Origin of the sequence: Paenibacillus sp. FSL P2-0089, from assembly GCF_038595095.1 — a bacterium.
Classification (GTDB): Bacteria; Bacillota; Bacilli; order Paenibacillales; family Paenibacillaceae; genus Paenibacillus_AQ; species Paenibacillus_AQ silagei.
In genome coordinates this window covers 3931233-3943496 of record NZ_CP152006.1, presented here as the reverse complement: position 1 = coordinate 3943496, position 12264 = coordinate 3931233, and the positions used below count along the sequence as shown (strand labels likewise).

Sequence of the window (12264 nt, the reverse complement as noted above, 5' to 3'; positions counted from 1 at the left end):
TCTCTTCATAATGATTAAGAATATGTAATATTTGCATCCTTGATAACGCTTTATTAGGGCTAATTATTTCCAATATCCACAAAAACATAGCCAATGGTTACAAAGTTGTGATATATTCATTACTGTTAGTTTACAAACCGCGCGTCACCATTGAAGGAGGCAATTCATGAAACTCAAGATCAGAGCCATCACCGCCCTGGCGGCCGTACTGGGACTCGGCACCTTGCTTCACGCAGCTCCCGTTCAAGCCGACAGCGTACATATCGCTGGAGAGACTACAACCTATTATACTCTATCCAATCATTATGGCATAAGCGTAGAAGAGCTTATGAATGCGAACCCGCAGATTTCAGCGCTAAATATCTATCCCGGGCTGAAATTCACCATTCCGGGTGATGTTCAAGCCAAGACTGTGGCAGCAGCCAATACTGCAGCAGCTTCAGTAGAAGCTGTGGACGCCGCAGAAGTTCAAGCCTTTAGTGTGCAGCCGGCAACCAACACTGTTCAAGCCTGGGGCAAAGAATTCAATTATGCCAAAGTGCTGCAGGTCAAGGCTTCCGCCTATTCCTCAGCAGCCAGCGAGAATGGCAAGTGGGGCGCAGTCGATTATTTCGGCAATACGCTGAAGCTCGGAACCATCGCCGTTGACCCGAGCGTGATTCCGCTGGGAACGAAGGTGCTCGTAACCGGGTATACCCATCCGGGCCTTCCGAAGCAAGCTTTCGTAGCTACAGCCACGGATATGGGGAGCGCGATCAAGGGCAACCGGATCGATATCTTTATTCCGGGCAGCCAGAGCTTTGTAGCCGATTTCGGTTATCAGTATGTACATTTATATATTATTGAATAAACCGATAATGATAAGTTGCACCAATGTTGCACGAATGCAAGCATAACAGGTATTAATGAAAAGGAAACAAAACCAGGCAGCTTCGCCGGTTTTGTTTCCTTTTTTGTTACCCTGCTTATCAAGCGGTTATTTGCTTTTGCTGACCTGTAGCATCTGGGGAACGGTTACGAAGCTGTATCCGCGCTGGCGCAGATTGCTGATAATCTCGGGCAAGGCCTGCAATGTTCCCTGAAGATTACTGCCCCTGCCGCCACCCCCATGCTGTAGGATGATGGCCCCTCTGCCGGCCCGGGAGAGGATGTTATGCTTGACCTGATTTTTGGATAGTCCTCTCCAGTCGAGCGAGTCGACGTTCCAGTTCACCATCTTATAGCCATGCGCTTTCGCCCATTTAAGCTGCGGCTCGTTGATGTCGCCATACGGCGGGCGGATCAGCTTTGGCTTGTATCCGGCCAGCAGCTGCAGAATATTCTCCGTCCGGATAATCTGGATGCGGAAGGCATTCATACTCAGCTTGCTGAACTGGGGGTGATTATAGGAGTGATTGCCGATAGCATGGCCTTCGCGGATCATCCGGGCTACCAGGGCGGGATGCTTCTCCGCACGGCTGCCGACCACGAAGAATGTAGCTTTGACTTTATATTTGCGCAGCACATCCAGGAGCTGTGGGGTGAAGCGCGGATCAGGCACATCATCGAAGGTGAGAGCGATCATTTTGCGGCGGGGACCCTGGGTCTTGAGGGTCTCCGGGTATTTGCGCAGCAACTGGCTGAGGGAGAGGCCTTTGCTTTTTTTATGGCGCCTTTCTGAAGACTGGGAGGCCGCTGATCCCGCCGGTACCGCCGTTTCCTCTTCAATAGAAGCTTGTGGCTGGGAAGATGGCAGGATCTCTTGTGCTGGCACTGGCGCAGGACTATCAGCCGCTGCAGCAGAGACAGACACAAGCTCCGCAGCTGGTGCAGGAGCAGACAGGGCCAGGGCAATGACGGTTATGAGCAGCACAATGCGGCGGAATATTACCAGTTTCATCGGAATGATGCCTCCTCCAACCACGGGTCCGGTTATTTTAGAATATAAGGGTTGTTATTTCCAAGCAGCCGTGAAATTATGCCGTACAGGCAGCAGAGCATTCAAAGATTTATCACATCCGCAAATCGTTGTATACTGAAATGGATCATAGATACGGGAAGGATGGAGACAAGAATGACCGATTTGTTCACACCTTATGAACTGAAGGCTCTGACCCTGAAGAACCGCGTGGTCATGCCTCCAATGTGCCAGTATGCGGTTGAGAAGCAGGACGGTATTCCGACGGATTGGCATCATGTGCATTATGTCAGCCGGGCTGTCGGCGGGAGCGGCTTCATTATTGTAGAGATGAGCGGAGTTCACCCCGATGGACGGATCACGAACCGGGACACCGGGATCTGGGAGGACGGGCAGATTCCGGCGTTCAAGCATCTGACGGATGCCGTTCATGCCCATGGTGCTAAGGTTGCCATCCAGCTCGGACATGCCGGCCGCAAGGCCGTCGATGCCGCTCCGCCGGTTGCACCTTCGGCAATCCCGTTTGATGATACCTATGCTATGCCCAAGGCGCTTAGCCGTGAAGAGATTGCGGAGCTGATTATCGCCTTCCGGGAAGCGGCGCGGCGCGCGGTTGAAGCGGGATTCGATACCGTTGAGCTGCATGGAGCCCATGGATACCTCATTCACCAGTTCCATTCCCCGCTATCCAATGTCCGGGATGATGAGTATGGCCAAGACCCCATCCTGTTCGGTGAACAGGTGGTAGAGGCGGTGCGTGAGATGCTGCCGGCTGAGATGCCGCTAATTATGCGGGTGTCCGCCAAGGAATACGTCGAGGGCGGTTATGATGAAGCTTATGCGCTGGAATTCTGCCGCCGCTACAAGGATGCAGGTGTAGACCTGTTCCATGTATCCTCGGGCGGGGAAGGGCCGATTGGCTCGAATGGAGGCCCTAATGCAGGGCCGGCTTACCAGGTGGGGCTTGCCGAATACATACGCAGCGGATTACAGGTTCCTGTTATCGCTGTAGGGCGTCTGGAGTCATATGCAGAAGCGCAGGCAGTGATTACGGAGGCGAAGGCAGAGCTGGTGGCTGTAGGCAGAGGCATGCTTAGCGATCCGTACTGGGTACATCATGCTGCTGAGGCGCTGGGCGGAATTGATCCGTCCGAGCTGCCCGCACCTTACGTGCGCGGAATCTGGAACAAGAAATAGAGGGCATCATTTGTGAATAATGTCACAGATTTTAAGTTCCTTCTCAGGCATGGTTAATAAGATTAAATTTGAAGGAGCTTGATAACGTGGCGACGGTGATTAGTAATGAGCGGCTGGCTGAAGGAGTGTACCACCTGGTAGTTGAAGGAGGAAACAGCGGGGAGATGGGTCAGTTCTACATGCTGCGGGCATGGGGAGCCTATCCGCTGCTGTCAAGACCCCTTAGCATACATCAGGTGAATGATAACGGTGTTGAATTCTTATATCACGTAGTGGGTGAAGGAACAGAGATCCTTGCCGGACTGAATCCGGGCGATCCGTTGGAGCTGGAGGGACCGTTCGGCACAGGCTTCCCGCAGGTGGAAGGCAGGGTAGCGTTAGTGGGCGGGGGGATCGGAATTGCTCCGCTTTATTATTGTGCGCAGAAGCTTCCAGAGAGCGATATCTATCTCGGCTTCAGCCGCGAGCCGTTTCGTACAGAAGCCTTCCGTCCTCTGGCTGCTGAGCTGACCGTCGATGTAGGCGGACTAATTCTGGACAGCGTGGATTTCTCGGCGTATGACCATATCTTCGTCTGCGGCCCGCATCCGATGCTGAAGGCTGCACAGCTCAAGGGCAGCGCTCCAGATCCTGCGGGTAAGCGCCCTGACGTCTATCTGTCACTGGAGAACCGGATGGCCTGCGGTATCGGCGCTTGTCTGGTCTGCAGCGTCTCCTGCAAGGACGGGCAACGCAAAGCCTGCGCAGACGGTCCTGTCTTCCTGGCTGAGGAGGTATTATTCCATGATTAATACAACTATTGATACAACTGCAACGATTGCCGGTGTATCCTTCAAGAATCCGATTGTGATGGCTTCCGGCACCTTCGGCTTCGGCCGTGAGTATGGCCGGTTATATGATGTGTCCCTGCTTGGCGGAATCTCCGGCAAGGGGCTAACGCTTCACGCCAAAGCTGGTAATCCCGGAATCCGCGTCTATGAGACGCCTTCCGGTATGCTGAACAGCGTGGGGCTTGAGAATCCGGGAGTAGAGGCCTTTCTGGCCAAGGAGCTGCCGTATTGGGAGACGCTGGATACCGCACGTATCGTGAACCTAGGCGGCAACACGCTGGCGGATTACGTGCTGGGTGCTGAGCTGATCCAGCGGGATGCGGATGCCCGTCTTCTGGCCGGGACGCAGGCCGTGGATATGATTGAGCTGAATATCTCCTGCCCGAACGTGAAGGAGGGCGGAATTGCTTTTGGCGTGAAGACTCCGGCAGCGCAGGAAGTGGTTCGTGCGGTACGGGCGGCTACAAGTCTGCCGCTGGCCGTGAAGCTGTCGCCCAATGCCGAGGATATTGCGGAGATGGCTGTGATGTGTGAAGCAGAGGGGGCGGACGCCGTCTCTCTGATCAACACGATCTCCGGGATGAAGATCGACGTCCGCCGCCGCCGCAGTGTGTTCAATAACCTCTATGCGGGACTATCCGGACCAGCGGTTAAGCCGGTGGCTCTGCGTATGGTGCATCAGGTAGCCCGCCGGGTAACCATTCCGGTAATCGGAATGGGCGGCATCACTTCAGCCACGGATATTATTGAATTTATTATGGCGGGAGCGACTGTAATACAGGTTGGAACCTACAATTTCATGAATTTGCGGGCGGGCAGCACACTTGTGGAAGAATTGCAGCAGTTTATGAAGGAAGAGAATATTTCCTCACTGGATGAGATCCGTGGTATTGTATAGGCAGCAAGCCGGTTTGCAATGATCTTTTTGCCGTAGAATGAGAGATCTCTACAGCCTATGGTTAATATAAAGGGAGGGGAGTTCTGCTTGACAACGAATCTGGTGCATCCTGACGATATTGTGCTGTCCGAGACCGAGGTGGGCCGTGATCTGCTGCTGCTGATTACCGGGGGAGTGCGCCATATCGGTGCAGCAAGCACGGCGTACATGGACGGAGAATTAGCACGGGTGATGACCTCTGCCGTTCCCCATCATAAGGAGCATACGATCAGTGAAGCCATTGCGCTGAAGGCTGCTGCCGCATTGAACCGGACAGTCACGGTTGTGATGGGCATTCACTATGACGATCTGAGCAAAGAGGGCATCCTTGCGGTCGTAAATATTGTGAATGATAAGGTGGAGCAATATTTAGTACAGAAGGCCGGAACAAATTTTTGAAACGATCCCCATCTCCCTGCGTAAAAGATACCATTGAACAACTAACTTTTATTTTGGAGGAATGAATGATGTCTATATTTAAAAGATTGCGTGATCTGACCATGTCCAATGTGAATGCGATTATCGATAAAGCTGAAGATCCGGTTAAAATGACCGACCAGTACATTCGTGACATGACGGAGGATCTGGAGGATGCTGAGAAAGCGGTAGCTGCCCAGATCGCTATTGAGAAGAAATTCAAACAGTTGTACGAAGAGCAGGAAGCGCTCGTGAACAAGCGTAATCAACAAGCTCATGCAGCCGCTCAAGCCGGTAACGCCGATCTGGCCCGCCGTGCTCTTGAAGAGAAGAAATCGGCAGAAGCCAAGCTTGTAGAGTACAAGGCCAGCTTCGACCAGAACAAGGCTTCCGCCGACAACCTGCGCGGCAAGCTTGATGAAATGCGCAAACAGCTTACCCAGATGAAGAACAAGCGGGAGACACTCGTTGCCCGTTACAACGCTGCGAAGGCACAGACCGAAATCAACAAAGCGATGAGCGGCTTCAGCTCCGACTCTGCTTCTGCCGGACTCAAACGGATGGAAGACAAGATGCTGCAGGCCGAAGCACAGGCAGAAGCCAGCAACGAGATGAGCTCGGGCAACAAGTCGCTCGATGATGAGTTCGAGAAGCTGGGCAAAGACCAGGCGGTTGAAGATGAGCTGGCTGCGCTGATGAAGCAATACGATAAACAATAACATATTGGCATAAGCCGGATTTTAGGCTGATGGCCACAGGCGAAGGGGAGACAGAACCAGCGGTTTCTCCTTCGCTTTATGTTTGTCTTACCTGTTGTGAAATATGAACAAGCGGGGGCTGGAGTAATGGATTTCGATACCCTGGTGTCCATGGTAGTATGGACGGTCAGCGGCGCAGTACTGCTGTGTGTGCTGATGCTCGTGGATTCGCTGTTTACCCGTTATAATGATATGGAAGAGCTGAAGGCAGGGAATATGGCCGTGACTACCCGGCTGGTGTTGAAGCTGCTGTCACAAGGCTATATTTTATCAGCATCCATTGCTGCGGCGAACCGGCTCGGGACCGCCCTTATCGTCTCGATTGTCTCTTTTATCCTGTTATTCGTGCTGGAGAAGACGGTAGAGCAGCTCCTCAGCCGGTGGGGGAACCTTGAACTGGATCATGGCACTCAGCTTGGCAAGGTCGGCTACGGCCTGATGGCAGGCTCGCTGCATGTGACGGGGGCATTGATTATAGCGGCCTTTATTCGCGGATAAGAAGAAGGATTAGCGTACCAATCTGTAGGAGGATGATGGCTTTGGGTCTTTGGAAAAGAATCGGCAATCTGTTCTCGAAGCCGGAGGCGCCTAAAGCGCCCGCAAGCATGCTGACCCTGTCTCCCGGAGATATCTGTGAGGTCTCCCTGGTCACCTATGAAGTGACGGGCCGGACGAAGACGAGTGGTCGTAATGCAGTTGTACTGACGCTGCGTGATGGGAGCCGGATCGCCTATCTGTATATAGAAGAGCGGGAAGAGCTGCAATACAGATTGTATCACCCGATAGACGGGCGTCTGGACAGTCCTTCCGAGGTCCCGGCTACCCTGGAGCTGGATGACCGGACCTTCTATCTGGAGGAAGAATATGAAGGATATGCCGCCGTTACCGGGCAGACGCCTTATATGAACGGCGGGGAGCAGCATGTCTGGCAATACCAGGCGGATGATTCGCGGCTGCTGCGTGTGGAATGGCAGAATGGACGGTTCATGCTCTATGAGGGTGAAAGCGTCCTTTCGGCTGATGTCAGAGTGATCCGCGCATCTTAAGCTTGAATTGGAGCTGGGCTGCGGCTGCGCTGCTGACTGCGGAATAGAATCGCAATGGACTAAGGGATGCATGCGCTTGTTACAGGCCTGTGCATCCCTTTTGCCATGCCTTCATGTTAGAATAGGGCGTAATTGGTTTAATCAGCAGCAATCTACCGGAGAAGCAGAAGGAGTGAATTCAACATTGACTAACCGAGAGCATCATAACAAGGAATATAACAACGAATACAGCAGGGATAATAACAAGGAATACAGCAGTGATAAATTTCAGCGGTCAGTGCTGCAGGTTGCAGAGGCGCAAGGCAGGCTGAAGCCTTATGCTGCGCTGCTTGCGCCGGAAGCTGTACCCCTGCATCTCAGCAGCGGGCGTTATCTGGCTGAGTCTGCTCATGCACCACATCCCTTTCCGGCATTTGACCGCTCCAGTATGGACGGCTTCGCCGTGATTGCAGCAGACACTTTAGCGGCAGGAGACCCTGACACGGTGTGGCTTGAAGTCGTCGATGTCATACCTTGCGGCGCAGTAGCCTCAAGGGAGATTACGGCTGGCACTGCTGCGCGCATTATGACGGGAGCGCAGATTCCTGGCGGTGCAGACACCGTAATTATGATGGAAGCTACGGAGAGCCGGATAGAGGGCGGAGTCACTTATGTCGGTATCCGCAAGCCGCAAGAGCGGGGACTGCATATTACTCCTTGCGGGTTGGAGCTTAGAACAGGTGATCCAGTGCTTCCTGAGGGGACTCTAATCGGCGCTGGCGAGATTGCTGTTCTGGCAGCGCTCGGGGTGCCGGAGGTACCTGTCCGCCGCAGACCCAAGGTGGCTGTCTTTGCTACCGGAACTGAACTGCTGGAGGTGGACGAGCCGTTAGTCTCGGGTAAAATCCGCAATAGCAACTCCCCTATGCTGGAGGCGCTAATCCGGGAGGCGGGCGGGGAGCCCGTGATGCTGGGTGCAATCATCGATGATCTGGAGCTGGCCCGCAGTAAGGTGCAGATGGCACTGGAGAGCTATGATCTGGTGATTACTACCGGCGGCGTATCTGTCGGGGATTATGATATTATGGGTGATTTGGTCCGTGAGCAGAGCGGAGAGATGCTGTTCAATAAAATAGCCATGCGCCCCGGCAGCGTCACTACGGCAGCCGTTCGCGGCGGGAGCATCCTGCTCGCCTTATCCGGCAATCCGGGCGCCTGCTTCGTAGGATTCCAACTATTTGCCCGTCCGGTCATCGGGCTAATGCAGGGTGCAGCCCAGCCGTATCTGCCAGAGTGGACAGCAGTGCTGGGTCAAGATTATAAGCGGGCCAACAGCTTCACCCGCTATGTCCGCGCCCGCCTGGAGATCCGCGAAGCAGTTCTCTATGTTTATCCAGCCGCCGTGGACGAGTCATCCGTCACAGTTACGATCAAAGACAGCGACTGCCTGATCATCATCCCGCCGGACAGCGGACAATTATCTGCCGGTGACAAAGTAACTGTGCTGAAGCTGCCGGGTGAGATTCGAGGGTGAATTTGAAGCAAAGGATTTGGGGAGTATCAGAGCTTATGAAGTGAGTTCAGTTAGGAGGGAGATGAGGCTATGGATAAGCGGATGGACGGACGAACGGACGAACGGATGGATGAATGAATGGATGGATGACTTGAGGACGTTCGCTTGAGGCGAGCTTTCAGGGATAGATGTATTCAGTAGAATTAAAAACAGTAAAAATCAAGGATTTCCTCCTCTAATTGTAGTCTGTACAACTAAATTTGCCCGAATAGGCCAGAATCGAGGAATCAGGTTAGTTTAAATGCACGAAGTACAACTAAACGGATTATCGGCGGAACATCAGGAGATTTAGTTGTACAAACTGCACTTAAGCATATCGCGTGTAACTAAATCGGGGCACGGCAAGTCTCAGCATTTCTAGTGACGATCGGCCAGCAAACCGACAAGTCAAAGGACTAACCGACTAAATCTTGATTATTAAGTTTCATTATATGAAAAATTCACAATAATTACTTTAGATAAAGGATAGGAGGATATCTTAATAACCCTTTAAAAGGGGGCACAGAATTCAGAACTGAAATAGGGACTTTTTGCCGCCCCCTACTCTTAAATTAAAAGTAGCTGATTGTATTTCCTGCAATAGAAAATGCATAGTTGACCGTGAAATGAGATTCTATTGTATTTCATACAGTGGAGTGTTGTGTTTTGGATGAAAAGTGGCCTTTGTTCAACATTCAATTGTACCGAATACAATAGATTCTATTTTCGAAGCCTTTTTTACAGCATTCCATTGTACAAAATGCAGTTGCTATCGTTCCAGCGCCTACAGCATCCGAATAACTGCTGCTTTGAACTCAAAATTAGTTAAAAATTCAACACATGAAAAATTCACAATAGTAAGTTCAAAACACTAACCAGCAGCCAACAAACAGAATCACCCAATCGCGCGACAGCATCCATTGACGTAACCGCAAAATCCGGTCATAAAGGTAACAAACAAAACCCTTCAGTTTTCTAATAGGGGACAGTCCCTAACAGAAACGGAAGGGTTCTTAGGGTTCGTAAGGAAACAACAAAATCTAACCTATGTGTTAACGTTCTACTACAATGTTTCCTGGGCTGTTAAAATCAGCGGTCCATCTGCAGTAATTGCAATCGTGTGCTCATACTGCGCGGAGAGCTTGCCGTCAGCCGTTCTTGCGGTCCATTCATCATCGTCGATGGTGATTTGGTATGTGCCTTCGTTAATCATGGGCTCAATCGTAAATACCATGCCTTCTTTGAGGCGGATGCCTTTGCCTGCGATGCCGATGTGCACGTAGCTCGGCTCCTCATGCAGGCTTCGTCCGATGCCGTGCGCCAGCAGATCGCGCACGACCGAATAACCGTGTGCTTCGGCATGCTGTTGTATGGCCGATGTGATGTCACCCAGCCGTCCTCCCGGAACAGCCCGGGCGATCCCCAGATCCAGGCACTCCTTCGTTACCTGCATTAATCTCTGTGCCTCCGGCCCGATCTCACCGACAGCGTAGCTCACGCACGAATCTCCGAACCAACCCCCGTATTGCGCCACAATGTCCAGCTTCAGCAAGTCGCCTTCCTTCACGACCCGTCTGCTGGATGGAATCCCATGGGCAACCACATCGTTAATGGATATGCAGGTCTCGGCGGGGAATCCGTTGTAGCCTTTGGTAAACTGCTTGCCGCCGAGCTTGGTGATATGTTTGGCTACCAAATCATTAATTTCAAGCGTAGTGATTCCAGGTACAATGTGTTTGGAGACTTCACGGTAGCAATCGGCAACAATTTGGCTGGCTTGCTTCATCTCTTCAATTTCTTTGGGGGATTTAAGAATAATCATGTTATGTGTATCCGCTCCTTCATCCTTTAATAGTTTCAATCTTTTATAGTTTAAGAACCCTGACGATCTCCGTTGCATCTTCATTAAGCTGCCCTCGGCGGAGGGACAATGCAGCACAGCCAACCAGGGCGGCTAACAGCATCTCTGTATGTTGTAATCCACACGGCGCATCGACTACTGTCCCTCCAGGAGAAAGTGATTCCTCCGTAAGTCCAGTGCCAAGCACCATGGACAGCGGGGTAAGCACCTCCCGCCGGAACTCGGCAGTGAGCGGGGAAGAACGGGCTTCAGGCAGGGAAGGGAATCCCTCACCAGCCTGCTTACACAGCAGATAGATAGCGTGATCCTCCGCCCATAGCTGCAATAGCCGCACACCGGCGGCAGAACCCTCCAGCGGAATCTTTAGCGGTAGCCCGGGCTCTGCCATAGGCGGGAACTTCAGCCATTCCCCGGCCCGGTCGAGCGCATCCCATAACAAGTCGTGAAGCAAATCACCCTTATTGCTGTAATAATGATAGACCGTACCATAACCTAGACCGGCCTCCGCAGCCACATCCCGGATTTCTAATAAAGGCCCTTTATTCAAAAATACGTCCGCTGCTGCTTTTCGGATCTGCACCAGCCGCCGCAGCCGGATATCTTCGTTCTGTTCCTTCGTGCGGGGAGTCATCTTATCCGTTCACCTCATTTATTTTAGACCTGCTGTCATGTCAATATAAAACATCGGCAGGCAAATGGCAAGGGAAAATCGTTGAACCAACCATCTGGACGACACAAAAAAAACCGGATAGAACATCATCCGGTTTCTTCTCCAAATATAAGAATGTATATGTTTCACGCTATAAATTATCCTTCTATTTCTCGCCGAAACGGTACCGTCCTTAAAAGGACGGCAAAGCCATTTCCACTTATCAAGCCCAGTGCTCCGGATGCCTTAAGGATTCCGGCAGCTTGGTGGACGGGCTGCCTTGGGCGGCTTGCAGCTGCGCCTGAGTCAGGAAGACGCTGCCCCGCAGATCGGCTCCGCGCAGATTCGTATCGCGGAAGTCCGCGCCAATCAGATCGGCGAACCGCAGGTCAGCGCCGCTGAGATCCGCAGCGATCAGATACGCGCCCCGTAAGCTGAGGCAGCGGAGGTCGGCCCCGCGCAGCTTGGCTCCAATCAGATCGGCCCCGCGCCCATAGTTCTTCTGGCGCTTCGGGGCCGGAGAGAGCTGCTTGCGGGCAGCGGTGCGCGCAAGCTCGCTGGCACGCAGCAGCAGCTCGTTGACTTCAGCTCGGTGCAGGGGCACTTCGAGCTGAAGCAGCTTGTCCGGGCTGAGCAGGGTGAGGGCCTGCGTCTGCTCCAGCATTTTGATAAGCGAATCATGTAGGGTCTCGGCCCCGCGCAGTGTGAGTGCCTCGTGCAGATACCATAGAAGCTCATGCAGCTGGCGCATTACTGGAAGAACCACGAACATCTGTCCCGCAGTCTCTGGAGCCTGACGCCAGTCGCGTCCGCCATAGGTCAGATTGGAGATTTTCTGCCCGGCCCCGAAGCAGTCGTACACGGTGCAGCCCCGGAAGCCGCGTTCCCGTAGCTCAATATGAATGCCGCAGAGGAAGTCTTCCCGCAGATTGGGACAGGGCTGTCCGGCAGGCTTGTCTATGGCGAAGTCTGAGGATGTAGAGAAATGAAGCGCTGCGCAGCATAGCCCGAAGCAGTTCAGGCAATCCGATTGCAGCTCCGGCAGTCCGGGATTCGTAGTATGGGATTCAGGAAATGAATGATTGTCTGACAAACGTATTCCTCCAAAAAGTAAATGAGATTAACATAGCGGCCACACAGC

13 protein-coding genes are annotated in these 12264 nt (G+C 52.7%); 9 read left to right on the top strand and 4 right to left on the bottom strand.

Translation table 11 applies throughout. The features are described from left to right. Nucleotides 1–166: 166 nt before the first annotated feature. Nucleotides 167–850 carry a 3D domain-containing protein gene (locus NST69_RS16300; protein WP_209873728.1) on the top strand — a complete coding sequence of 228 codons (684 nt, stop codon included), beginning with the start codon at nt 167–169 and terminating at the stop codon, nt 848–850. A gap of 126 nt (nt 851–976) precedes the next feature. On the opposite strand, the gene NST69_RS16295 is transcribed toward NST69_RS16300, so the two are convergent. Further along, entirely contained in the window at nt 977–1879 is a 903-nt protein-coding gene (locus tag NST69_RS16295) for a polysaccharide deacetylase family protein (protein WP_342546215.1), read from the bottom strand. Nucleotides 1880–2053: 174 nt separating this feature from the next. Here NST69_RS16295 and NST69_RS16290 point away from each other — a divergent pair, with 174 nt between their 5' ends. The 8 genes from NST69_RS16290 (at nt 2054) to glp (ending at nt 8595) form a co-directional block, all read left to right on the top strand. Continuing rightward, a complete protein-coding gene (locus tag NST69_RS16290) occupies nt 2054–3094 on the top strand; it encodes an NADH:flavin oxidoreductase/NADH oxidase (protein ID WP_342546214.1) in 1041 nt (346 codons plus the stop codon). Nucleotides 3095–3180: 86 nt separating this feature from the next. Beyond that, complete coding sequence (locus NST69_RS16285; protein WP_036726496.1) at nt 3181–3885, top strand: dihydroorotate dehydrogenase electron transfer subunit; 705 nt, start codon at nt 3181–3183, stop codon at nt 3883–3885. Further along, on the top strand, nt 3878–4822 hold the full coding sequence (locus tag NST69_RS16280) for a dihydroorotate dehydrogenase (protein ID WP_036726497.1): 945 nt from the start codon (nt 3878–3880) through the stop codon (nt 4820–4822). The genes NST69_RS16285 and NST69_RS16280 overlap by 8 nt, the downstream gene beginning before the upstream one ends. Nucleotides 4823–4909: 87 nt before the next feature. Next, nucleotides 4910–5260 (top strand): hypothetical protein, encoded by a 351-nt coding sequence (locus NST69_RS16275; protein ID WP_342546212.1) that lies wholly within the window; start codon nt 4910–4912, stop codon nt 5258–5260. A 68-nt stretch (nt 5261–5328) separates the two neighbouring features. Next, nucleotides 5329–5997, top strand: coding sequence for a PspA/IM30 family protein (locus NST69_RS16270; protein ID WP_036726499.1), 669 nt, complete (start codon nt 5329–5331; stop codon nt 5995–5997). A gap of 126 nt (nt 5998–6123) precedes the next feature. Beyond that, nucleotides 6124–6534: a DUF350 domain-containing protein gene (locus NST69_RS16265; RefSeq protein WP_036726501.1), complete on the top strand. Its 411-nt coding sequence runs from the start codon at nt 6124–6126 to the stop codon at nt 6532–6534. 41 nt (nt 6535–6575) lie between these two features. After that, complete coding sequence (locus tag NST69_RS16260) at nt 6576–7082, top strand: DUF4178 domain-containing protein (RefSeq protein WP_036726503.1); 507 nt, start codon at nt 6576–6578, stop codon at nt 7080–7082. A gap of 184 nt (nt 7083–7266) precedes the next feature. Continuing rightward, nucleotides 7267–8595 carry a gephyrin-like molybdotransferase Glp gene (gene glp / locus NST69_RS16255; protein WP_342546209.1) on the top strand — a complete coding sequence of 443 codons (1329 nt, stop codon included), beginning with the start codon at nt 7267–7269 and terminating at the stop codon, nt 8593–8595. Between the two features lie 1081 nt (nt 8596–9676). On the opposite strand, the gene map is transcribed toward glp, so the two are convergent. The 3 genes from map to NST69_RS16240 form a co-directional block, all read right to left on the bottom strand. After that, a complete protein-coding gene (gene map / locus NST69_RS16250; protein ID WP_342546208.1) occupies nt 9677–10435 on the bottom strand; it encodes a type I methionyl aminopeptidase in 759 nt (252 codons plus the stop codon). 43 nt (nt 10436–10478) lie between these two features. After that, entirely contained in the window at nt 10479–11105 is a 627-nt protein-coding gene (locus NST69_RS16245) for a TetR/AcrR family transcriptional regulator (protein WP_342546206.1), read from the bottom strand. Between the two features lie 241 nt (nt 11106–11346). Next, nucleotides 11347–12216: a pentapeptide repeat-containing protein gene (locus tag NST69_RS16240; RefSeq protein WP_342546203.1), complete on the bottom strand. Its 870-nt coding sequence runs from the start codon at nt 12214–12216 to the stop codon at nt 11347–11349. Nucleotides 12217–12264: the final 48 nt, after the last annotated feature.

Coding starts and splice junctions, on each gene's coding strand:
- NST69_RS16265 (WP_036726501.1), top strand. CDS start 6,124: ATGGATTTCGATACCCTGGTGTCCATGGTAGTATGGACGGTCAGCGGC.
- NST69_RS16280 (WP_036726497.1), top strand. CDS start 3,878: ATGATTAATACAACTATTGATACAACTGCAACGATTGCCGGTGTATCC.
- map (WP_342546208.1), bottom strand. CDS start 10,435: ATGATTATTCTTAAATCCCCCAAAGAAATTGAAGAGATGAAGCAAGCC.
- NST69_RS16270 (WP_036726499.1), top strand. CDS start 5,329: ATGTCTATATTTAAAAGATTGCGTGATCTGACCATGTCCAATGTGAAT.
- NST69_RS16300 (WP_209873728.1), top strand. CDS start 167: ATGAAACTCAAGATCAGAGCCATCACCGCCCTGGCGGCCGTACTGGGA.
- NST69_RS16295 (WP_342546215.1), bottom strand. CDS start 1,879: ATGAAACTGGTAATATTCCGCCGCATTGTGCTGCTCATAACCGTCATT.
- NST69_RS16290 (WP_342546214.1), top strand. CDS start 2,054: ATGACCGATTTGTTCACACCTTATGAACTGAAGGCTCTGACCCTGAAG.
- NST69_RS16245 (WP_342546206.1), bottom strand. CDS start 11,105: ATGACTCCCCGCACGAAGGAACAGAACGAAGATATCCGGCTGCGGCGG.